The sequence below is a fragment of the Pseudomonadota bacterium genome, assembly GCA_016711215.1.
In the GTDB taxonomy this organism is placed as follows: Bacteria; Myxococcota_A; Polyangia.
The window spans coordinates 597,593-619,704 of record JADJTL010000002.1 but is presented as its reverse complement, the minus strand read 5'-3'; the positions used below and the strand labels follow the sequence as shown (position 1 = coordinate 619,704).

Sequence of the window (22,112 nt, the reverse complement as noted above, 5' to 3'; positions counted from 1 at the left end):
TCAAGGGCCTCTTCATCTTCGGCGTGCTGCCGCTCTACGAGTACACCGTGATGGCGCGCAACTACGGCATCAGCATGCTGCTGCTCTTCAGCTTCGCCGCGCTCTACCGCCAGCGCCAGCGGCGCTGGTTGGCGGCGTCGCTGACCCTCGCCGCGCTGGCGCATAGCAACGCGCACTCGATGATCTTGAGCTGCGCGCTGCTCGGGATGTGGCTGCTCGACGATCTGCCCGCGATGCCGCCCCTCCCAAGGTGCTGGCGCTGGCTGTGGCCGCGGGCGCTGGTGGTCGGGATTGTCGCCCTGGCCGTGCTCTCGGCCTATTTGACGGTCCGCCCCGACGCGCAGACGATCGTCGCCAGCCCCACGCTGCCAACGCCACGCCGCCTGATCGCCGTGGTCGGCGCGGCCTGCCTGCGCCCCGGAGCCGCCTTTGGCGCCATTCTCCCGCGGTGGCCACTGCCGCCGTGGCTGCCCGCGCTGCCCAACCTGATGCTGGGCGCGCTGCTGGTGGGTCTGCTGATTCGTCCACGCGCGGCGCTGGCGCTGGCCGGCGCCACCGTGCTGCTCGGAACCTTCTTCGTCGCGATCTTCTACGGCGCGATCCGGCATCAGGGTCTCTTGCTCGCGTTCCTGGTCGCCCTCTACTGGATCGTGCGCGATGCGGGCCCGCGCCCCCGCAGCGCACAGCTGCGCCGCAAGCTGCACGCGCTCGCGGTCTACGGCGCGCTACCGCTCCTCTTCGCGCATCACCTCGCGCTGGGCTACAGGGCCGCGCGACGCGACCTCCGGGGCGAGCTGAGCGCCAACGCGAGCCTCGGCGCCTTCATCCGCGCGCGCCCGCGGCTGCGGCAGGCGATCGTCATCGGCGAGCCCGACTTCCGCCTCGAGTCCTTGCCCTACTGGGTGCCGAACGCGATCTACGTGCCGCGCGAGGAGCGCTTCAGCCGCACGGTTTCGTTCACCACGCGCGCTCGCGTGACGCTCAGTCTCGGTCAGTTGCTGGCCAGCGCCCAGCAGCTCTGCCGGAGCCACCACCGGCCCGTGCTGATCGCGTTTGGGCACTACCCGCTGGCGGATCAGCACCCGATCGTCCTGCGCTACTCCTACAACAAGCTCTGGACCTCGACACCGAGCGAGGTCGCCGCCTTCCGCCAGGCGACCCGCCTTCTGGCGCAGTTCACCGCGGCCTTGACGGATGAGACCTACCACCTCTACGAACTACCCTGCTGAGGGCGAGCGCCGCCGGGCACCGCCGACCAGCACCTGGCCGCGCGAAGACGAGGAGCGAAGGATGATCAACCACAAGCGCATCACGGTCGTGCTGCCCGCCTACAACGCCGAGGCGACGCTGCGCCGGACCTATGACGAGGTGCCGAAGGACCTCGTCGACGACATCATTCTCGTCGACGATCACAGCGGCGACGGCACGCTCGAGCTCGCCAGCGAGCTTGGCATCTACGCGCTGCGTCATCCCCAGAACCGCGGCTACGGCGGCAATCAGAAGACCTGCTATCAGGCGGCGTTGGCGCGCGGGGCCGATATCGTCGTGATGCTCCACCCCGACTACCAGTACGCACCCACGCTGATCCGCGCGATGGCCTCGATGATCGCCGAGAGCGAGTTCGACGTGGTGTTGGGCTCGCGCATCCTCGGCGTCGGCGCGCTCGCCGGCGGCATGCCACTGTACAAGTACGTCGCCAACCGAGCGCTGACGGCGGCGCAGAACCTGCTGGTTGGCCACAAGCTCTCCGAGTACCACACCGGCTACCGCGCCTGGAGCCGCGAGGTGCTCGAGACGCTGCCGCTGCTCAGCAATTCTGACGACTTCGTCTTCGACAATCAGATGCTGGCCCAGGCGATCTACTGCGGCTTCCGGATCGGCGAGGTCTCCTGTCCTACGCGCTATTTCGAGGAGGCCTCCTCGATCAACTTCCGCCGCAGCATGGTCTACGGGCTGGGCGTCCTCGCAACCTCGGCGCGCTTTCGGCTCCAGCGCCTCGGCGCGGCGCGTTCAGCGCTCTTCGCGGCCGATGGCAGCGGCCGGATACCGGCGAAGATCACGCTGGACGAGGTGCTGGCGCAGCTCGGCGCTGAGGCGCCGCGGGGCTGACGAGCGCCGGTTGAGCCCGCTCGCGCCCGCGGCGTCGCGACGGCCAGCAGCTTCAGCCCGCGCTGGCGAGGGGGCTGCGCACGAGGGTCGCGACGCTCTCGACGTGAGCCGTCTGCGGAAAGAGGTCGACGGGCTGCACCCTCTCGACGCGATAGCCGTAGTAGGCGAGCGCGCGCAGGTCGTTGGCCAGCGCCTCAGGATTGCACGAGACGTAGACCACCCGGGGCGCGCCCAGCCGATGCACCGCCTCGACCGCCGGCACCCCCAGACCCGAGCGCGGTGGGTCGACGACCAGCAGATCGAGCGGCGGACCCGCCCCGAGTACCTGCGTGGCGACCTTGAGCGCGTCGCCGGCGTGGAAGCGGACATGGTCGAGGGCGTTGAAGGTCGCGTTGCGTTGGGCATTGGCGACCGCCTCGGCGACCAGCTCGACACCGACGACCTGCTCGCAGCGCTGCGCCAGGCAGAGGGCGATCGTCCCGGTGCCACAGTAGAGGTCGAGCGCGCGGCCCAGGCGCGCGGACCCGTCGACCGCGGCGGCGCGCAGCACCTCGGCGTAGAGCCGCTCGGCCTGCAGCGTGTTGGGCTGAAAGAAGGCGCGGGGGTGGATCTCGAAGCGTAGCGGCGCGCAGCCGGGGAGGTGCAGCTCCTCGTGCAGCACCGGGTCGCCGTAGAGCAGCTGCTCGACGAAGTGGGTCGGCTGGCCGCTGAGGGCGACCTGTCGCGTCCAGTAGACGGAGGTCAGCTCGGCGTCGAGCTGCGCGGCCAGGTCCCGCGCGGCGGCGGCGAAGTCGGCGGCAAGGGCGGCGGCCGGGCGCAAGCCGGTGGCGCTCGGCACCTCGGCGTCGTCGCTCGTCAGCAGCACGAGCATGCGGTCGCCCGTATGCTTCCCCTCGCGGATCGTCAGCGAGCGGAGGAAGCCAAGATCGCGCTGAGGCTCGTAGGCGGGCAGGCCCTGGGCCTCCGCCCAGGCCGCAAGGCGCGGCAGGAGCGCGGAGGCGCCGGGCGAGAGCAAGTCGCAGCGACTGAGCGGCAGCACGACGCCGGCCTGCCCGGGCGGATGCAACCCGAGCCGCAGCCCGCCCGCCGCGCCGGGCTGAAACGAGTACTCCATCTTGTTGCGGTAGTACCAGGGCTCGGCCTGGCCGAGCACCGGCGCCACCTGCTCCGGCGCAACGCCCGCCGGGGCGAGCAGCGCCTGCACCCGGCGGTGCTTGAAGGCGAGCTGCGCCTCGTAGGGCCAGGACTGCAGCGAGCAACCACCGCATGGAGGGGTTGGCGCGGCGGGCGCACCGAAGTGCGGACAGCGCGGCGCGATCCGCTGCGGCGCGGCCTCGAGCAACGCGACCACGTCGGCCACCAGGCCGGCTCGGCGCTGCCCCTCGATGCGCACGCGGACGCGCTCACCCGGCAAGGCCCGCCGGATGCGCAGCTCGTATTGGCGTGCGACGCGATCGGGTCCGACCTCGGCCACGACGAGGGCCTCGCCGAAGCCCTCGGCGTTGAGGCCAAGGATCGTCGTCTCCAGCTCGTCGCCGCGTCGTGGCCGATGAGGCAGCCGAGCCGGCGCGCCGCTCAAGGCGCCTGCCCAGCGGATCGGCGGCTCGCCGTCCCAGCATCGACGGGCGCGGCGGCGCCGTGGGGTGAGGCATCCCTGGCGAGCGAGGCGTCGCCGAGGGACGAGGTCGCGCCGAAGAGCAGCTCGGCCAGGCGGCATTGCGCCACGCCGCCGCGCGAGGCCGCCGCCAGGAAGGCGCGCCGCTGATGCTGGCGCTCGAGCTTGCCGAACTCGATCCACCACAGCCGCGCGCGTTTGTTGCTGACGTGCGCGACGATCCATTCGGCCACCTGGCCGGCACGCTCGCCGCGGGGGGCCGCCGGATCGACGCCGGCCCGCTCCTCGGCGTCACAGATCAGCCGCCAGGCCTGGGCCTCGCTCTGGGCCGGTGGGGCAAGGGCAGCATCCCTGGTCGCCGAGCCTGCCGCCGAGCGCTTGGCGGGGTCCGGACCGGCGGCAGCGCGCTGGCCTGAAGTCGGGGTCCGGGGCAGCCTGGGCTGGGCCGGAAAAGGTTCCAGGCAGCCGCCGAGCGCACCGAGCAGCAGCAGCACGGCCAGCGCGCGACCAAGCGCCGCAGCGGGGCCCGCCAACCTCGGGCGCGGCGACAGGTCTCGGAGCGGCGGGTCGACTTGGACAGCACCCTTTGCATGCGCGCGCATTCTGGCGTGACTCCTCAGGCTGGAACGGTCGCTGACGGGCGATCCGACTGTGCTAGAGTGCGCCATTATGCACAGCGCCTCGACGGCGGCCAGCGCCGCGATCGAGCAGCGGACGCTGGCCTGCGGTGTCGATCTGCTCAGCGAAAAGATGCCCGGCTATCACACGGCGACGCTGATCGTGCGCGTCAACGGCGGGACCGCGGCCGAACCTCCCGACCACCTCGGCCTGGCCTATGTGCTCGAGCAAGCGATCGACAAGGGCACCGCGCGGCACGGCGCACGCGCGCTGGCAGACGCCTTCGACGCGCTCGGGGCGCGCTATGCCGTCTACACGGGGCGACAGAGCTGGGTCTTCATCGTCTCCGCCTTGCCGGAGCTGCTGCCGGCCGCGACGCGACTGGTGGGCGAGCTCGTCGTCGAGCCCGTCTTCCCCGACGACGCGGTCAAGACGGCGATCTCCTTGACGCGCCAGCAGCTGAGCAGCCTCGAGGACTCGCCGCGCGCCCTCCTCCGCCGGCAGATGGCCGTGCAGGCCTTCGGTCCGGTGCTCGGACGCCACCCGCTCGGCACGGCCGAGAGCCTGGAGCGCGTCGATGCCGCGGCCGCGCGCGAGCTTTGGCGGCGCGTCTGCCGCCGCGGCGCCGTCACAGCCGCCGTGGCTGGCGCCTACGACGATGGCGCTCTTTGCGCGGCGCTCGAGGAGGGGCTCGCGGCCTTGTCGGCGCTGCCGGCCGAGGCGCTGGACGCGGGGGCGCGCTTCACCGCGGCCGTGAGTCATGTGCCGAAGGACCTGGAGCAGACGCAAATCGGCATCAGCTTCCCCGGCGTGGCCTACGACGACCCCGCGTACCCGGTGGAGCAGGTGCTGCTCGCCGTGCTCTCGGGCGGCATGAGCGCCCGCCTCTTCAGCGAGGTGCGTGAGAAGCGCGGGCTGGTCTACTGGGTCAGCGCCTGGCACGAACAGCCGCGCCACTCGGGGATGGTGCATGTCGGCGCGGCGACCACGCCGCAGCGCTGCCGTGAGACCTATGAGACCCTGCTGCGCGAGGTGGCGCGACTCGAGCATGACCTGACCGAGGAGGAGCTCGAGCGCGCCAAGACCGGGCTGATCGCCGACGACGTCACCAGCGGAGCCTCGGTGCAGCGGCGCGTCGGGGATCTGCTCGTCGATCATTTTCATCTTGGTCACGCACGGCCGGCCGCGCAACGGCTGGCGGCGGTGCGGCGCGTCACGCTCGCCGACGTCCAGGGCTACCTGCGTCGGTATCCGCGCGAGGCCCTTTCGATCGTCACCGTCGGCCGCGAGCCGATTCACCTCGGCGACTGAGCGCGACGCCGGCGTCGGAGGGGCCGCCGCGGCCCTCGCTGGCTGCGAGTGACGACCGACCGATCACGAGGAACTGTGTGTCCAGCTTTGTTACCTACACCCTGAGCAACGGTCTGCGGCTCTGCCTCGAGCCCGTGGATCACGTACCCTCGGCCGCCTGCGGCTTCCTCGTGCGCACCGGCTCGCGCGACGAGCAGCCGGCAGAGGCCGGCGTGAGCCACTTCCTCGAGCATATGTGCTTCAAGGGCACGGCGCGCACGAGCTGCGTCGAGATCAATCAGCGCTTCGATCGACTGGGCAGCAAGCACAACGCCTTCACCAGCCAGGAGAAGACGATGTACTACGGCTGGGTGCCCGCCGCTAACCTCGGTCCGCAGCTCGAGCTGTTGGCCGAGATGATGCGCAGCACGCTGCCGCAAGCCGAGTTCGAGACCGAGAAGCAGGTGATCCTCGAAGAGATCGCGATGTACCGCGACAGCCTGCAGAGCTGCATGTTCGAGCTGGCGAGCCAGGAGCTCTTTCGTGGCACGCCCCTGGCGCATAGCGTGCTGGGTACGCCGGAGACGATCGGCCCGCTGACCCGGGCTCAGATGGTCGACTATCATGCTCGGCGCTACGGGCCCGAGAACCTGATCTTCGTCGCCAGCGGGCGCCTCGAGCCGACGGCGGTGCGAGACCTCGTCGAGGCCTGCTGTGCTGACTGGCCGCGCGCGACCGGTGGGCGCACGCAGCCAGCGCCGCGACTGACCAACGGGGTAGCCAAGCAGCGGCACGAGAAGTTCAAACAGCAGGCCCTGATGCTCTGCTTCCCCGCGCCGGCTGCGGCCGAGGATGACGCGCGCGTCTCGGCGCTGGCGCGAATCCTCGGCGGCGAAAACAGCCGCATCTATTGGAACGTGATCCAGCGTGGGGTCTGCGCCAACGCCGGTGCGTTCTACATGAGCTACAGCGACATCGGTGTCTTCGTGCTCTACGCCGTCTGCGAGCCCGAGCGCGCGGGGGCGGCGCTCGACGCGCTGCGGGCCGAGGCGGCGAGGATTCAGCGCTCGGGGGCGGAGCCCGAAGAGGTGCAGCGCGTCGCCAACACCATGCGCACCAATGCTGCGCGCGACGGCGACGCCCCGATGCGACGGTTGATGCAGCTCGCCAACGACATCGACGTCTTGGGCGAACCGCGCACGATCGAGCAGCAACTGGCGCGCATCGAGGCGGTCACCGCCGCCGACCTGCGCGCGTTGCTCGCGTCTTTTCCCATCAGCGGTGAAGGAATGCTGGTCAGTGTCGGGCCCGCCGACTGGCCGCTCTGAAGGAGATACCTTGAGTCGCGTGATGCTAATCAACGGCCAGCAGCAGGAGGAGCTGCGGGTCGCCGTCGTAGCCGACGGCACGCTGGAAAGCTATCAAATCGAGATCGCCGAGGCGGGTCTCAAGCGCGGCAACATCTACCGCGGCGTCGTCGCGCGCGTCGAGCCCAGCCTCGCGGCCGCCTTCATCGATTTCGGCGACGAGAAGCACGGCTTCCTCACGGCGCACGACATCGTGCCGGCCGCCTACCACCGCTCGCCGCCCGAGGGTGGCAAGGCGCCGTCGGTCGATCAGGTGATGCAGAAGGGGCGCCCGGTCGTCGTGCAGGTGACGCGCGACGCGGTCGGCACCAAGGGTGCTGCGCTGACCACGAACCTCTCGCTGCCGGGCCGCTCCCTGGTGCTGCTGCCCTTCGACCCCTCCTGCGGTGTGTCGCGCAAGGTCGAGGATGAGGAGCAGCGCGCCCAACTCAAGGACAAGGCCAAGAGCTTGGCGCTGCCCGAGGGCTACGGCTGCATCGTGCGGACCAACGCGGCCGAAGAGACCAAGACGGCGCTGAAGGCGGACCTCGCGGTGCTGGTGCGGCAGGCCAAGCGCATCTTCTCGGAGGCCGAGCGCGGCAGCGGCGCCTGTCTGCTCTATGACGACCAAGACCTCGTGGTGCAGGCGCTGCGCGACTACCTCGACGCGGGCATCGAGGAGCTGGTGGTCGACGAGCCGGGCCTCTTTGAAAAGGCGCGCGACTACGTCACCGCGACGCTGCCTCGCAGCAAGCTGACCGTGACCTCCTACCACGGCGTCGTGCCGCTCTTCTCGCGCTACAACCTCGAAGGGCAGATCGAGTCGATCTACAAGCGCAGCGTGCCGCTGACCGGCGGGGGTTCGATCGTCATCGACCACACCGAGGCGCTGACCGCGATCGACGTCAACTCGGGAAAGAACACGCGTGGGACGACGCAGGGCGAAACCGCCTTCACGACCAACCAGGCGGCGGTAAAGGAGGTCGCGCGGCAGCTGCGACTGCGCGACATCGGCGGCCTGGTGGTCGTCGACCTGATCGACATGCGCGCGCGCAAACACGTTCAGGCGGTCGAGAAAGAGCTGCGCGACGCGCTGAAGGCGGATAAGGCCCGCTCGCACGTCGGTCGCATCAGCGACAACGGGCTGATCGAAATCAACCGCCAGCGCCTCAAACAGGCGCTCGGCCAACGCATGCACCGGCCATGTCCGACCTGCCAGGGCTCGGGGATGTTGCCCAGCCCAGAGCTGATCGGGCTGCGCTTGCTGCGGCGGATCGAGGCGCGCGCGGCGACCGGGCGGCTGCGTCGCGTGCGTGTCGGGCTGCACCCCGAGATCGCCGACGCGATCCAGAATCGCCGCCGGCGCCAGCTCGCCGCTTTGGAGCTGAAGTTCGGGATGGAGATCGAGGTCGTGGCCGCGAGCCACCTGCATCGCGCGGACGAGGAGTTGGAGTGGACTCAGCGCGATGGCCCCGCCTGGACCGGCGTGGCCGATGCGGGGGAGGGCACAGCGGAGACTGGGCCCCGGGCGCCCAGCGCAGCACCGACGCGCGCGGGCGCGGCGGCGCAGCCTGCGGCGCCGGGACGAGGCGAGCGCGGGCGGCAGGAGCAGGCCGCTGATCCTTCACGGCGCGAACGCCCAGCAGCCGGAGCTGCGGGCGCGGCGGGCAGCGTGTCGGCGAGGGATACGGCAGGCGCAGCAGCAGCGCCCGAGGTCGCCGCGGGCAGCGAGAGCGAAGACAGCGGCGCGGCGACGCGGCGGCGGCGACGGCGACGCGGCGGGCGGCGGCGGCGCGGTGGTGGCGCGGGGGTGAACGGCGAGGGGGCGGGATTGGCCGGCAGCCCGACCCAGGAGCTCGCGCTTGACGATGGTGACGACGAGGGCGGCGCGCGCCCGGAGCGCGAGGAGGCGCTGGTGCGCCCCGAGCCGCTACCAGCACCAGCAGCACCACCAGCACCACCAGCAGCGGAGCGGCAGCCGCGACGCCAGCGGCAGGCAGGGCGGAGCCAAAGCAGCGGGAACCAAGCGCCGGGAGCAGCAGCAGCGAGCGCGACCGCCGCGCCTGCTGCAGCTGCGGGGCCCGGGTCGACGGCGGTCGAGGCGGCAGGCGGGGTCGATGACGCAGGCGCAGCCGACGAGGCAGGCGCAGAGGGGGAAGGCGGCGAGGGCGCAGCGCGTCCGCGACGTCGGGGTCGTCGGCGGCCACCGCGGCGCCGCGGCGCCGCACGACCGGAAGGGACGTCGGCGACCGAAGCGGACGCGCCAGCGGTGACTGACGACGGCGAATAGGGCTCCCGCCCGGTGGATCGCTTCTTCTTCGTCGCAGGATCCCTGAGCGCCGGCATGGCCGTCGCCGCCGGCGCCTTCGGCGCGCATGCACTCAAGCGGCGGCTGGCCACCGAGCTCTTGGCGGTCTTTGAGGTCGGCGTGCGCTACCAGCTGACGCACGCGCTCGCGCTGCTGGCCGTCGCCTGGGCCTGCACCCGTTGGCCCGGCGCCGCGGCCACGGCCAGCGGCTGGTGCTTCCTGCTCGGCACCCTGATCTTCAGCGGCAGCCTCTACGCGCTCGCCCTCAGCGGCCAACGCTGGCTCGGCGCCCTGACCCCCGTCGGCGGCCTGGCCTTCCTGGCCGGCTGGCTACTCCTCGCCAGCGCCGCCTGGCGCCACGCCTAGCGACCCAGGCCGCAGCAGCGCGGCAACAGCTCAGCGCGCACCGTTCAGCGCGCGGCCTGGCCTTCCCCCGGTTCAATTGACACCCTAGTGCAACCGCTAAGCGCGAGCGCTTCCAGCCGAAGAAGGAGCTCAGAGATGATCACCGCAAGGCTTTCCAAGGACCGCGGTCACGCCGACCACGGCTGGCTGCAGACGCGCCACACCTTTTCCTTTGGCGCGTATCACGATCCCATGCACCTGGGATTTCGCGCGCTGCGCGTCATCAACGAGGACCTCGTGCAGCCAGCACGGGGCTTCAGCACGCATCCGCACCGGGATATGGAGATCCTCACCTATGTCGTGTCGGGTGCGATCGAGCACAAGGACAGCCTAGGCAACGGTTCGATCATCCGACCCGGCGAGGTGCAGCGCATGACCGCCGGCACCGGCGTGACCCACTCTGAGTTCAATCCCCTGGACGACCAGCTGCTGCACCTCCTGCAGATCTGGATCGTACCGGAGCGGCTCGGGCTGCAGCCAGGCTACGAGCAACGAGCGTTCGCGGCCGATGCTCGTGGCGACGCCTGGTGCATCGTTGCGTCGCGCGACGGTCGGGACGGCTCACTGGTCTTGCATCAGGATGTCGCACTCTATACGTCACTGCTCACGGCCGGTATGGGGCTCAGGCATGAGTTCACCACCGGTCGCCATGGCTGGCTGCAGGTCGTCGGCGGGAGCGTGGCGCTCGGAGGTGAACGCCTCGACGCGGGCGACGGCGCGGCGATCTCCGACGAAACATCGATCGAGCTCCGCGCGACCGAAGACGCCGAGCTGCTCTTCTTCGACCTCGCCTAGCATCGCCCTCCGCGCTTTGCGGACCGCGCGCCCTGAGGACGCCCGACGGACGCCCCGGTGCCGCCTGGATCGGGGCAGCGCCGCTCGACGCGGGCGCGGCCCGGCGTTGGCGCGGGCGCGGCTTTGAATTCCTCTTTGTCCGGGGTGCGACAATCACCTTCACCGGCTGCAACGTCGGGGCCGGTGCGGAAGGGCGTAGCCTGCTAGAGCAGGTCGGCGTGACCCTGCTGCGGGCACATGGTGGCACGGTCCTGGCGAACACCGGAGTCGGCGCGGCCGACATGCTCTTTTCTGGGGCCGTGTATCATCCCTTTGGGCGCTGGACGCGCGCGGTCGTGACACCTGGTGGGGGAACCGCGCTGAGCTGAGCGCCGCGTGCACGCGAGCGCTGGAGAGTTGTTGTCAATGGCCTACGTCACCTTGGGTGTGATGATCGCGCTGGCCGCCCTGGTGGTCGTCAGCTTGCGCCGATACCGTGCTCTAGCCGGCGGCACGCCGCCGCGCCGCGCCTTCGAGACCACTCTTGGTCTGGTGCTGGGGGCGCTGATCGTGGCGCCCTTCATCCTGCACTGCTGCGGCGCGGGCACCCCCGCGAGGCAAGCGCTGGAGGGCGCGCTGGCGATCGTGATCGTGGGCGCGTTCATCCGGCCCGCACGCCCACGACGCCTGCTGCTCGCGGCCACGCTGGTCGCCACGCTGCTCGCGTGCGCCGCCTTTTCCCTGGCGGCGCACGCTCCGCAGCATACCGGTGATCCCTCCTGGGCCCGCAAGACGGGCCAGGGCCAGCCGATCGCGCGCTGGCACACCGCCATCACGGGTCTATGGGACCTGCGCGGTCCTCGCTAGCGGCCTGCAAGCGGGGGCGCGCCGGCGGCCTGCCTTTACCGCCTTGGCTGGCTATGGCAAAGAGCGCGCGTGAGCATTGCCGAGCCTGAGCAGGAGCTGGGGGACGGTGCGGCGGCCGCGGCGCGCAAGCGCCTCGTGGCGCGCAGCTTTGGGGCTGCGGCCGAGACCTATGACCAGCACGCACGGGTGCAGCAGACCGTCGCCGCTGAGCTAGCGCGGCGGGCCGCGAGCCTGCCCCTGCCGGCGGCGCCCCGGGTGCTCGAGATCGGCTGCGGCACCGGCTTTCTCACGGCGCTGCTGCGGGAGCGTTGGCCCGCGGCGCGACTCATCGTGACGGACCTCGCTGCGCCGATGGTCGCGCGCTGCCGGACCAAGCTGGCCGCCACCCCTGCGGCGGCAAGCGCCGCGACCCCGCACCACGTCGTGATGGATGGCGAGTGGCCGGCGCTGGGCCGGGCCAGCCACGATCTGGTCGTCGCCAGTCTAGCGGTGCAGTGGTTTGCCGCGTTGGGGCCCGCGCTGGCCCGCTTGGCGCGCTGCCTGACCCCCGGCGGCAGCTTGCTGCTGGCCACGCTCGGCACGGACACCTTCCGCGAGTGGTGCGCGACCCACGACGCCCTCGGCCTGCGTCACGGCGTCCCGGCGCTGCCGAGCGTCAGGACGCTCGCTGACGCCTTGCCCGCGCTGGGCCCGAAACGCGCCTGCGTCCCGGGCGCCGCCGCTGCGTCCGCCGTCGTCGACGAGGCCTGGCATGCGCTGCGCTACCCGAGCGGGCGCGCCTTCCTCGAGGCCCTGCGCGCGGCCGGTGCGCAGGTTCCGGCCGCAGGCCACGTACCGCTCGCCGCGGCCGAGATGCGTCGCGTCTTGCACGCGCTCGAAGCCGGGGGCGAGGTTCAGGTGACCTACCACGTGCTCTACGCGCATTGGCTCCGGCCGGGCTCGCCCTCTGCCCCCAAAGGCCCCTGACGCAGGGCCCTTGCATGTGCTATCTGGGGCTTCGCGAGGACCATCATGACTTTGGCCACGATCTCCGACGAGCGCGCGCCCGCCGCGTGCCCACCTGAAGCTGCTGCCCTGCTCGAGCGCGTGACTACCGACGCGCTGGCTCAGCGACCGCTCGCCGAGGCCGATGCGCTGCGCCTGCTCAAGGCCTCCGAGGCTCCCCTGCTGGCGTTGGTACAGGCCGCGTTCACCGTGCGCGAGCGCCACTTTGGCCGCCGCGTGCGGATTCACGTGCTGAACAACGCGCAGAACGGAAGCTGCCCGGAGGACTGTAGCTACTGCGCGCAGGCGAAGAACAGCCGCGCGCCGATCGAGCGCTATCGCCTCAAGGACGACGAGCAGATCCTCGCTGAGGCCGGTCGGGCGCATGCCGCCGGCGCCTACCGCTACTGCGTCGTGCTCTCGGGCCGCGGGCCCTCGGCGCGGCGCGTCGAGTGGTTGGCGCAGCTCGTGCGTCGCATCAAGACGACCTATCCACCGCTCGAGGTCTGCATCTCTGCCGGTCTGCTCGACGAGGCCGGCGCCCAGGTCCTCAAGCAGGCCGGGCTCGATCGCTACAACCACAACCTCAACACCAGCGCCGAACGCTACGCGCAGATTTGCACGACGCATGGCTACAGCGACCGCGTGGCGACCCTGCAGGCGGCGCGCGGCGCCGGCATCGACGTCTGCAGCGGGTTGATCATCGGCATGGGCGAAGCACCGGCCGAGGTAGTGGAGCTGGCGCAGACGCTACGAGGCCTCGGCGCTCGCTCGATCCCGGTCAATTTCTACGTCCACGTGCCGGGCTCCGCGCTGGGCCCCGTCGACCAGCTCACGCCGGAGTACTGCCTGCGCGTGCTCTGCCTCTTTCGCCTGGCGAACCCCGACGCCGAGATCCGTGCGGCGGGCGGCCGCGAGGTGAATCTCCGCGCCCTCGAGGCGCTGGCGCTCTACCCGGCCAACTCGCTCTTCGCCGAGGGCTACCTCAATACGGGCGGCCACGGCGCTGACCGCACCATCGCCCTGATCCGCGACGCCGGCTTCGAGGTCGAGCGCGAAGGCTTCGTCGTCGACGGCGCGGGCGCCGCGGCGGCCGAGGAGCTCGCCCGCGGGCGCTGCTGGCCCAGCAACGCCGCCGCCACCTAGCAAGGAGCGATGATGGGCGCCAGAGCCTCGAGTCGAACAATCGTCGTGCTCGGCGGAGCCCTGGCCGGACCGACTGCGGCGGCCCGCGCACGCGAGCTCAACGAGGCTGCCCGTATCGTGCTGCTCGAGCGTGCCGAGCAGGTCAGCTACGCCGTCGGAGGTCTCGCCTTCCAGCTCTCCGGCGAGGTCCCGCCACTGGACGCGGCCGCGGCGGCGCAGCAGGTGGCGCTGCTACGGGACACCTACCGCATCGAGGTGCGCACGGGCGTGCAGGTCGAGGCGATCGATCCGGCGCAGCGCCGCCTCCAGCTCGCCGACGGCGAGCTGCGCTACGACACGATGATCTACGCGCTCGGTGTGCAGTCGCCAACGCCCGAGATCGCGGGGCTCTTGCCGGCCAAGAACGTCCTCGCGCTGCGCACCCCGCGCGATCTGGCGGGTCTGCAGGCGCTGATCGCGGCCGGCGCGCGCCGCGCGCTGGTGCTCGGCGGCGGCTTCTTCGGCCTCGAGGCCGCCGACGCGCTTTGCCGGCGCGGGCTGGCGGTGACGCTGGTCGAACGCGGTCCACAGCTCCTGCCGACCTTTGGCCCCGAGCCGGCCGCCGCGGCCTGCCGCGCGTTGCGCGACGCTGGGGTGACGGTACGCCTCGACACGGTAATCGAGCGCGCCGAGCGCGCCGGGCGCGCCGCGGCCAACCTGCGTGGGCTGCGGCTCGCCGACGGCACGCGCCTCGACTGCGACCTGGTGGTGATCGCGACGGGCGTTCGTCCGCGCAGCGGGCTGCTCGCCCGGGCCGGCGCCAAGGTCAGCCGTGAGCGTGCGGTCGTCGTCGACGCGCGCTGCCGCACCAGCCTGCCGCAGATCTTCGCCTGCGGCGCCTGCGTCGCGGTTCCGCCGCTGGCAGGCGACGCGCCCTACTGGAATCCGCAGGCCGCGCTCGCCGACAAGACCGCACAGGTCGCGGGTGCCAATGCCGGCGGGGGCGAGGCGCGCCTGGGCCGGCCCGCCGGAAGCGCGCTCTTGCGCGCCGGCACCCTGACGCTCGGTCGCGCCGGGCTGACGCGCCGCGAGGCTCAACGCCAGGTCGGGGGCGCGCTGGGCAGCCTGCTGGTGCATGCACCAACCCAGGATCCCTTCTATCCGGGTGCCGACACGCTGACGGTAGAGCTGCTCTACGACAGCGGACAAGGCACGCTGCTCGGCGCCGAGCTCTTCGGGCGCCAGGGCGTCGACAAGCGCCTCGATGTCGTCAGCGCTGCGCTGGCGGGTGGCCTGACGGTCGAGGCGGTCGCCGGTCTCGACCTCGCCTATGCGGCGCCCTACGCGGCGGCGCGCGATCCGCTCAACGTCGCGGGCAGCGTCGCCGGCGCCTGTCGTGTCGAGTTGGCGGTGGCCTGGTCGCCCGAGCAGCTGCAGCGACGGCGACGTAACCTCGCCGTCGTCGACGTGCGCGAGCGGCTCAGCGGGGGGACGATCGCCGGCGCCCAGCACCTTCCCCTTTCGGTCCTGCGCGAGTGCTGGGCCGGCGCGCCGGCGGGCACGCTGGTCTTCATCGACGATGATGGCCGCGCTGCGTTCCTCGCGGCGCGCATCGCCCGGCAGCGCGGCCGCGCGACGGCTGGCTTCCTCGCCGGCGGCCTGCGCTCGTGGGCCACGCTCGGCTACCCGCTCGCGAAGGCACGTCCTTCAGCGAAGACGCGCCCGCCGGCGAAGACGCGCCCGCCGGCGAAGGCGCGCCCGCCAGCGAAGGCGCGCCCGTGAGCCTGACGCCCGCGCCCCCGCGCGTGGCCTCATCCCTGCTCGGCTGGGCCGAGCCGACCCTCGCCGACAGCCAGCGTTTCGCGCCAGCCGAGGTCTTCGCCGCGGGCCTGCGCCACCACCACCTCGCCAACACGGCCTACCCGATCGCCCATGCGCAGACCTGGCGCCCCTACCGCGTGGCGCGCAGCGCGGTCGAGGCGACGACGCGCCACGCGTTTGCCGGCAGCGACGCGCTCTGTCTCTACGTCCATGTGCCCTTCTGCGTCAGGCGCTGCGCCTTCTGCGCCTACACCGTCGTCGAGCGCGAGGCCGCGACCGCTGGCGCGCTCGGCTACGCCGACGAGGTGGTGCAGGAGCTGGAGCTCTATGCCTCGCTGCTCGACATGCCCAGCCGTCGCCTGCACGGCTTCGATCTCGGTGGCGGCACGCCGACGCTGCTCGAGCCCGCAGCGATCGGCCGGCTGCTGAGCGCGGTCCACCGCCACTTTCGCTGGGCGCCCGGCGCCGACATCAGCATCGAGACCACCCCACGCCTCGCCGCGCGCGCCCCCGAGCGGCTCGTCGCGTTGCGTGCGCTCGGCATCGACCGCATCAGCATGGGAATTCAGGTCGCGCAGCCAGCTTTGCTGCGCACGCTGCGTCGTGAGGCCGGCGGCCCCGACGACCAGCGTCGCGCCGTCGAACATGTCCGCCTGGCGGGGTTCAAGCGCCTCAACGTCGATCTCATGTACGGCTTCGCTGGGCAGTCGCTCGCGAGCTGGCAGGCCACGCTCGCGCATGCGATCGCGCTCGGACCCGAGGCCATCACTCTCTATCGCATGCGCTACAAGCAGACGCGCCTGGCGGCGCAGGCTTCGCGCGTCACGCTGGGGCAGATCCAGCAGCAGCAGCAGCTCGCGACGCAGCTCTTGCTGCCGGCTGGCTATCATGCGCCGCCGGGCAAGACGACCTACTCGCGCCTGCCGGGAGAAACGGGCACTAGCGCCTATCTGACGCAGCGCGTGGTTGCGGGGATGCCCTACCTGGGTCTAGGGCTCGGCGCGCAGACGCTCTCGCCGAGCACGCTCGCCTATAACGCTGGCGCGGCCAACAAGCGCCTCGCCCCCTATCAACGCGCGCTGGCTGCCCGTCGCCTGCCGATCCAGGATCTCTACCACCTGCCGCGGCGTCAGCTGATGGCCAAGATGTGCGCGGTCAGCTTCTACTTCGGCGCGATTGATCGCGCGGCCTTCCTTTCCAAGTTCGGCGAGCCGCTGGAGCGTGTCTTCGCCGATGAGGTCGCCTTCCTCGTCGCCCGCGGCCTGATGGAGCTCAACCCGCAGGCGCTGGCCTTGACCCCGGCTGGCGTCGCTCAGCTCAATGGCGTGATCGCGCTCTTCTACGCGCCCTCGGTTCAGGCTCACCTGCTGGACTTGGACGCGGCGGTCGCCGGCAGCGCGCCCTCACAGCCCTCACAGCGGGTCGGCCGCCACGCGCGCCGGCCCGCCCTGCGCCTCGCGCGCACCGCCTCGCGCTCGCCGCCCCGCCCCTCGCCGCCTCAGCGCCTCCCTTGAGCTACGACTTCGCCAATATCCTCTTCGCGGGCCCCTGCAATCGCGCTTGCCCCTGGTGTGTCGGTCGCGCGCTGCCCGCGCCGCTCAACGAACCCAACCTCGCGCTCTACCCGCCGCGCAACCTCGACGCGCTGCTCGAGGCCATCAACGCCGCGCGCGTGCGCGACGTGGTCTTGACCGGGACGAACTCCGACCCACAGCTCTATCGCCACGAGCGCCGCTTGCTGGCGCTGCTGCGCCGCCGCTTGCACGCCGGCGCCCGCCTCGCGCTGCACACCAACGGAGCCCGGGTGCTGCGGCGCCTCACCGCCTTCAATAGCTACGATCGCGCCTGCATTTCCTTCCCCTCCTTCGATCCAGGCCGCTACCGACGCCTGATGGGCTCAGCGCAGGTCCCCGACCTGGCCGCGATCCTCGCCGCCGCGACCATCCCCGTGAAGGTCTCGGCCCTCGTCAACGCGGACAACGAGGACGACCTCGGCTGCTTTCTCGCCCGCTGCCGCGCGATCGGCGTGCGCCGGGTGGTCCTGCGCCGCCTGCTCGGCGATGCGCGCCCCTTCGCCCCTGTCGCCGGGCTGCAGACCGTCGGCAGCTTCAAGGGCAACCCGGTCTGCGACTACGAGGGCATGCAGGTCACCCTCTGGCGCTTCGACCACACCCGCGAGCTGCGCAGCCTCAACCTCTTCGCCGACGGGACGCTCACGGACCACTATCTGCTCCGCGACGCCCCGCTGCGTTCCCCCGCCGTTCGGCACGCCTGACAAGCCGGTCGAGAACCCAGCCTTGGCCCAGACGGGGCGAACGCTCTACTATCGTCGAGGTCCGTGGCGCGCAGCGCTGACCTTGCTCGCGCTCGCACGCCGACGGCGGCCGCGCGATTGCTTCCGCTTCGGAGGAAGCATGACGACGCCAGGGGAGCGGGACCTCGAGCCGGGCCACGCGCCGTCCTTGTCCCCGTCCGCCAACGGGGTTTGGGCGATGCTGGTGGGCAGTGGGCTCTCGCTGGAGCGGGGCGTGCTGGTTCGGCGCGCCGGGACCCAGGCGGTCGTGCGACACACCCTCGAGAGCATCGAGCAGGTCGAGATCCGCGGCGAGCGCAGCTCCGACGCGCTGATCTTCAAGCTCTGCAGCGCTGGTGGCGCGGTAGCGGCCAAGTGGCTGCTCCCCGGGTCGGTGCTGCCGTGGAGCGTGGCCGTCGTCTTGGCGCTGCTGGCGCTGCTCGGCCTCGCTGGCCTGCGGACCCACCACTACAGGCCCGCCGCTTCCGCCGCTTCCGCTTGGCAGGTCAGCGCGACTCACCTATGCTCCGCGCATTCCACCTATCCAGCGCGGTCCTCGGCCGGTTTGGTCGCGCAAGGAGTGACGCATGAAGAGCGGCGTGACGAAGGCGATCTTGCTATTTCTGCTGGCGATGAGCTTCGGGGTACTGCTCTTCGGCGGCTACCTGATGAACCAGCAGAAGCCGCCGATTCCCGGCGCCACGGTGGCCGCCGGCGGCGGGACGGTCTTCACGGGGGAGGATGTTCGCGGCGGTCAGAGCTACTTCTACAGCCGCGGCGGCCAGCATATGGGCAGCATCTGGGGTCACGGCGCCTACCTGGCACCCGACTGGTCTGCCGACTACCTGCACCGCATGGGGCTCTTCCTCGCCGCGCGCCATCTCGGACGCGGCCCCGCGGCCGCGGCGGTCTTTACCCAGGCGGACCTCAACGCGCTGGACACGGGCACGCGCGGGCGCATCAGCGCGCTCGTCGCCGAGGAGATCAAGACCAATCGCTACGACGCTGCGGCCGATCGCCTGACCTTCAGCCCCTTCCAGGCCGAGGCCCACAACAGCCTCGTGCGCTACTACACCGGGCTCTTCCAGCGCGGCCATGAGGGCATGGGCCTGCAGGCCAACATCATCGGCAATCCCGAGGACGGCCGGCGCGTGGCCAGCTTCTTCGCCTGGCTGGCCTGGGCCGCCGGCACCCAGCGCCCGGATCGGGGCCATACCTACACGAGCAATTGGCCCTACGACCCACTGGTCGGCAATCAGCCACTGCCCGGGATGGTCATCTGGTCGATCGCCAGCATCGTCTTGCTGATCTTCGGCATCGCCGCTGCGATCTTCCTCTACCGCCGGTTCATCCACGAGGAGGACTACCAGGCCGCGCCGGTCACCACCCTCGCCGAGCCCGCGCCGACCAAGAGCCAAAAGGCGACGCTCGCCTACTTCTTGATCGCGATCACGCTCTTCGTTATCCAGGCCGCGCTGGGGTCGATCACCGGCCACTTCACCGTCGAGGGGACCAGCTTCTTCGGCATTCCGCTCGGGGAGATCCTGCCCTACGCGGCCGTCCGCACCTGGCACGTGCAGCTCGCCGTCTTCTTCATCGCGACCTGCTTCCTCGCCGCGGGGCTCTTTATCGGGCCCTTCGTCGGCCGTGAGCCCGCGCATCAGGGCAAGCTGGTTTGGGCGCTGCTGGTCGCCGTGGTGCTCGTGGTGGTCGGCGCGCTCGGTGGCACCTACGCCTCGATCCGCGGCATGTTCGGCGGCGACGGCTTCATGTTCGGCCATCAGGGCTACGAGTACATCGAGCTGGGCCGCTTCTGGCAGCTCCTGCTGATCGCCGGCATGCTGGTCTGGCTGGTGCTGGTCGTGCGCGCGATTCGTCCCGCCCTCAGCCGCGAGGCCGATGCCGGCGGCATCACGCACCTGCTGCTCTACAGCGCGATCACCATTCCAGCCTTCTACATGGTCGGCCTGCTCTACGGCCAGGGTAGCCACCTGACCAACGCCGAGTACTGGCGCTGGTGGGTCGTGCACCTCTGGGTCGAGGGCTTCTTCGAGGTCTTCGCCACCGTCTTCATGGCCTTCCTGCTCGCGCGCATCGGCGTGGTCGGGCCCGTGTTGGCCCTGCGCACGGTCTACTTCAGCATCTTCCTCTACCTCGGCAGCGGCGTGATCGGCACCTTCCACCATCTCTACTGGACGGGTGCGCCGACCTTGGTCGTCGCGCTCGGGGCGGTCTTCTCTGCGCTCGAGGTCGTACCGCTGACCTTATTGGGCTTCGAGGCCGTGCAGAACCTGCGCGCGGCCAAGACCGGCCAGGCCAACCCCTATCGCTGGCCGATCTACTTCTTCGTCTCGGTCGCGTTCTGGAACATGCTCGGTGCCGGCGTCTTCGGGTTCCTGATCAATCCGCCGATCGTCCTCTACTACGCGCAGGGCATCAACACGACGCCGCTGCACGCGCACACCGCGCTCTTCGGCGTCTACGGCCTGCTGGCGATCTCGCTGATGCTCTTCTCGATGCGGCATACAGTGAGCAAGGCCGCCTGGTCCGATGGGCTGCTCAAGGCCAGCTTCTGGGGGCTCAACGGCGGCTTGCTGCTGATGACCGTGGTCAGTCTCTTGCCGTCGGGCTTCTACCAGTTCTACTACGCCGTCCGCGACGGGCTGTGGTTCGCGCGCAGCCCAGAGATCACCTCCGGCCCTGTCCTGCGCATGCTCTCCTGGGCTCGCGTCGGCCCCGATCTAATCTTCTTCGGGGGCGCCTTCCTGCTGTTGGCCTTCGTCGTCCGGGCGATCGTCGTCAACGCGCGCCGACCCGCCTGAGCGCGCAGCACCCAGGCCTCGCGCAGCGCCAAGGCCTAACGCCTCCCTAGAGTATGTTACGCGGGCGGACCTGCACGCTGAGGACCTCGCGTTGAAAGCTGCCGCCCTTGCTCAGGGCGTGGTCGGCGGCGGCCGTTCCCTCGGGCTGGTCCTCGGTACCAGGCCGGCGGCCGACCTTGTCGCGCGGATCACCGCTGGCCCCGCGGCCGATCAGGGTCAGGCGCACGGCGCGGATCGGCCGCACGCTGCAGTTGGGTACATAGGTCTCGCCGGGCGCGTTGAAGGCCCATTCGTCGACCCGGCGCTCGGCCAGCGTCGACCCCTCGGCGAGCTGCCCATCCCCAGCCCCGGTCCCCGCGTTGTCGCCCACGTCGCAGGCATAGGCCACCTGCAGGCTCTCGACGCCCTCCGCGAGCACCTCGAGGTTGGCGCGGTCGCTGCTGGGGTTGGCGGCCAGCGTCGACCAGGTGACGAGCTGCGGCGGATTGGTCGTGGTGTCGATCGCGAAATGACGCGGTCTCGAGTTGGGGGCGACGGGAAACAGCAAAGTGCCGGTTGGGAACGCCTGATTCGTGCCGCTGCCGCCGTTGATGGGCGCCGCGCTATTGTGCGCGAGCAGGAACTCGGCCCCGACGGCCGTCGGATTGGCGGTGAGCTGGCGCAGGACGCAGGGCGTCGTCGTACCCGGCTCCCAGAGCAGAAACTGACCGTTCGTCACCATCCCGCCGGTCGCCCCGACATAGGCCAGCTCATCGTTCGGGCCGAGCGCCCGCGTCAGGCGGATGCCGCCGAAGAGGTTCGGGTTGGTGACGTCGGCGGCGTAGGCGATCGAGAGCGCGTCCGGAGCGCCGGTGCTCATGCTCGAGCTGCAGGCCGCCAGGTTCGCGCTCGAGCAGCAGGCGGTCGGGCTCTGCCCGAAGAGATTGCAGGCATTGTAGAGGACCAGCGCGGCCTGCGTCGCAGCGCCGGTGCCCGTGCCGGCCCGCAGCACCCCGCCGGGACAGGGGCCGGCGAGGCCGAAGCCGGCCAAGCGAACCTGTCGCTCCAGATGCTCGAGGGCGCCGCCGAGGCTCTGCTGGATGCCGATCCCCTCCATCTGTCGGCTGTAGGTGCGCTGCTGCCCCGAAAAGAGCGCGAACAAGCCGCCCGCCAGGATCGCGGCCAGGACGATCGAGACCATCAGCTCGACGATCGTGACGCCGCTCTCGCCGCTGCGTCGCCGGCGCTGCGCCCTCACGGAAACCTCACCGTCGAGAGCGTGACCCGCTGGGTGCGGAAGCGCTCAATCGAGCTCGTCTGGCCGCCGTGCGCGTCGGCGCTGCGCCAGCTCGCCTGCACCGTGATCATCATGCCTCCCTGAAAGGGCTCGACCAGGTACTGGACCCGGAAGGGGCCGACGCCGTTGCCGTCGACGCCGACGCCGATCATCAGATCATCGCTGCTCGGCATGGCGATGTTTTCGTGGCCGCGCTTGGGCTGGGTCATCCAGTTCGGCGCGTTCGGCGGCGGAATCCGAGCGTAGTCGATCAATGTGTAGCCCTCGATCACCGCCTTCACCAGGCGCAAGGCCTCGCCGGCGCGGCGCGTGTCGGTGACCTGGCGAATGTTCTGCAGCTGGAGCGCCGTCAGGCCGACCAGCGAGATGGTCAGCACCAACATCGTCATCAGCACTTCCATGATCGTGAAGCCCGCCTGCCGCTCTCGGCCGGGCCTGACGCGCGACATCGGCGCTCTC

Annotated in this window: 18 protein-coding genes; 14 read left to right on the top strand and 4 right to left on the bottom strand. The window is 71.0% G+C overall.

Annotation, left to right across the window (positions count from 1 at the left end):
- The first annotated feature begins 23 nt into the window (after nucleotides 1–23).
- Nucleotides 24–1,229, top strand: a complete 1,206-nt coding sequence (locus tag IPL40_07555) for a hypothetical protein (GenBank protein ID MBK8481018.1) — start codon at nucleotides 24–26, stop codon at nucleotides 1,227–1,229.
- Between the two features lie 61 nt (nucleotides 1,230–1,290).
- Nucleotides 1,291–2,109 (top strand): glycosyltransferase family 2 protein, encoded by an 819-nt coding sequence (locus tag IPL40_07550; GenBank protein ID MBK8481017.1) that lies wholly within the window; start codon nucleotides 1,291–1,293, stop codon nucleotides 2,107–2,109.
- Between the two features lie 52 nt (nucleotides 2,110–2,161).
- On the opposite strand, the gene rlmD is transcribed toward IPL40_07550, so the two are convergent.
- Together rlmD and IPL40_07540 are read right to left on the bottom strand one after the other, a co-directional pair.
- Nucleotides 2,162–3,688: a 23S rRNA (uracil(1939)-C(5))-methyltransferase RlmD gene (rlmD, locus tag IPL40_07545; GenBank protein MBK8481016.1), complete on the bottom strand. Its 1,527-nt coding sequence runs from the start codon at nucleotides 3,686–3,688 to the stop codon at nucleotides 2,162–2,164.
- Entirely contained in the window at nucleotides 3,685–4,326 is a 642-nt protein-coding gene (locus tag IPL40_07540; GenBank protein ID MBK8481015.1) for a hypothetical protein, read from the bottom strand. The genes rlmD and IPL40_07540 overlap by 4 nt, the downstream gene beginning before the upstream one ends.
- 67 nt (nucleotides 4,327–4,393) lie before the next feature.
- Between IPL40_07540 and IPL40_07535 the strand changes: the two genes are divergently transcribed.
- The 12 genes from IPL40_07535 (at nucleotide 4,394) to IPL40_07480 (ending at nucleotide 20,377) form a co-directional block, all read left to right on the top strand.
- Nucleotides 4,394–5,653 (top strand): insulinase family protein, encoded by a 1,260-nt coding sequence (locus tag IPL40_07535; protein ID MBK8481014.1) that lies wholly within the window; start codon nucleotides 4,394–4,396, stop codon nucleotides 5,651–5,653.
- A gap of 77 nt (nucleotides 5,654–5,730) precedes the next feature.
- Nucleotides 5,731–6,960: an insulinase family protein gene (locus IPL40_07530; GenBank protein MBK8481013.1), complete on the top strand. Its 1,230-nt coding sequence runs from the start codon at nucleotides 5,731–5,733 to the stop codon at nucleotides 6,958–6,960.
- Nucleotides 6,961–6,970: 10 nt separating this feature from the next.
- Entirely contained in the window at nucleotides 6,971–9,268 is a 2,298-nt protein-coding gene (locus IPL40_07525; GenBank protein MBK8481012.1) for an Rne/Rng family ribonuclease, read from the top strand.
- 12 nt (nucleotides 9,269–9,280) lie between these two features.
- Nucleotides 9,281–9,652 (top strand): DUF423 domain-containing protein, encoded by a 372-nt coding sequence (locus IPL40_07520; protein MBK8481011.1) that lies wholly within the window; start codon nucleotides 9,281–9,283, stop codon nucleotides 9,650–9,652.
- Between the two features lie 135 nt (nucleotides 9,653–9,787).
- Nucleotides 9,788–10,486 carry a pirin family protein gene (locus IPL40_07515; protein ID MBK8481010.1) on the top strand — a complete coding sequence of 233 codons (699 nt, stop codon included), beginning with the start codon at nucleotides 9,788–9,790 and terminating at the stop codon, nucleotides 10,484–10,486.
- A gap of 405 nt (nucleotides 10,487–10,891) precedes the next feature.
- On the top strand, nucleotides 10,892–11,332 hold the full coding sequence (locus IPL40_07510; protein ID MBK8481009.1) for a hypothetical protein: 441 nt from the start codon (nucleotides 10,892–10,894) through the stop codon (nucleotides 11,330–11,332).
- Nucleotides 11,333–11,401: 69 nt separating this feature from the next.
- On the top strand, nucleotides 11,402–12,298 hold the full coding sequence (locus IPL40_07505; protein MBK8481008.1) for a methyltransferase domain-containing protein: 897 nt from the start codon (nucleotides 11,402–11,404) through the stop codon (nucleotides 12,296–12,298).
- A 120-nt stretch (nucleotides 12,299–12,418) separates the two neighbouring features.
- On the top strand, nucleotides 12,419–13,462 hold the full coding sequence (gene bioB / locus IPL40_07500) for a biotin synthase BioB (protein MBK8481007.1): 1,044 nt from the start codon (nucleotides 12,419–12,421) through the stop codon (nucleotides 13,460–13,462).
- Nucleotides 13,463–13,474: 12 nt separating this feature from the next.
- On the top strand, nucleotides 13,475–15,223 hold the full coding sequence (locus IPL40_07495; protein ID MBK8481006.1) for an FAD-dependent oxidoreductase: 1,749 nt from the start codon (nucleotides 13,475–13,477) through the stop codon (nucleotides 15,221–15,223).
- The gene (locus IPL40_07490; protein MBK8481005.1) at nucleotides 15,220–16,776 is read left to right on the top strand and encodes a radical SAM protein; all 1,557 of its coding nucleotides are present in this window, start codon (nucleotides 15,220–15,222) and stop codon (nucleotides 16,774–16,776) included. The genes IPL40_07495 and IPL40_07490 overlap by 4 nt, the downstream gene beginning before the upstream one ends.
- A complete protein-coding gene (locus IPL40_07485; GenBank protein ID MBK8481004.1) occupies nucleotides 16,773–17,537 on the top strand; it encodes a radical SAM protein in 765 nt (254 codons plus the stop codon). The genes IPL40_07490 and IPL40_07485 overlap by 4 nt, the downstream gene beginning before the upstream one ends.
- Before the next feature lie 605 nt (nucleotides 17,538–18,142).
- Nucleotides 18,143–20,377 (top strand): nitric-oxide reductase large subunit, encoded by a 2,235-nt coding sequence (locus IPL40_07480; protein ID MBK8481003.1) that lies wholly within the window; start codon nucleotides 18,143–18,145, stop codon nucleotides 20,375–20,377.
- Between the two features lie 46 nt (nucleotides 20,378–20,423).
- On the opposite strand, the gene IPL40_07475 is transcribed toward IPL40_07480, so the two are convergent.
- Both IPL40_07475 and IPL40_07470 read right to left on the bottom strand, forming a co-directional pair.
- A complete protein-coding gene (locus tag IPL40_07475) occupies nucleotides 20,424–21,614 on the bottom strand; it encodes a PilW family protein (protein MBK8481002.1) in 1,191 nt (396 codons plus the stop codon).
- A complete protein-coding gene (locus IPL40_07470; GenBank protein ID MBK8481001.1) occupies nucleotides 21,611–22,102 on the bottom strand; it encodes a prepilin-type N-terminal cleavage/methylation domain-containing protein in 492 nt (163 codons plus the stop codon). Before IPL40_07470 ends, IPL40_07475 begins: the two co-directional genes overlap by 4 nt.
- Nucleotides 22,103–22,112: the final 10 nt, after the last annotated feature.

What these genes read in the sequence shown, in the direction of transcription:
- IPL40_07510 (MBK8481009.1), top strand. Translation starts at nt 10,892, where the DNA reads ATGGCCTACGTCACCTTGGGTGTGATGATCGCGCTGGCCGCCCTGGTG.
- IPL40_07540 (MBK8481015.1), bottom strand. Translation starts at nt 4,326, where the DNA reads ATGCGCGCGCATGCAAAGGGTGCTGTCCAAGTCGACCCGCCGCTCCGA.
- IPL40_07495 (MBK8481006.1), top strand. Translation starts at nt 13,475, where the DNA reads ATGGGCGCCAGAGCCTCGAGTCGAACAATCGTCGTGCTCGGCGGAGCC.
- IPL40_07515 (MBK8481010.1), top strand. Translation starts at nt 9,788, where the DNA reads ATGATCACCGCAAGGCTTTCCAAGGACCGCGGTCACGCCGACCACGGC.
- IPL40_07535 (MBK8481014.1), top strand. Translation starts at nt 4,394, where the DNA reads ATGCACAGCGCCTCGACGGCGGCCAGCGCCGCGATCGAGCAGCGGACG.
- IPL40_07470 (MBK8481001.1), bottom strand. Translation starts at nt 22,102, where the DNA reads ATGTCGCGCGTCAGGCCCGGCCGAGAGCGGCAGGCGGGCTTCACGATC.
- IPL40_07480 (MBK8481003.1), top strand. Translation starts at nt 18,143, where the DNA reads ATGAAGAGCGGCGTGACGAAGGCGATCTTGCTATTTCTGCTGGCGATG.
- IPL40_07550 (MBK8481017.1), top strand. Translation starts at nt 1,291, where the DNA reads ATGATCAACCACAAGCGCATCACGGTCGTGCTGCCCGCCTACAACGCC.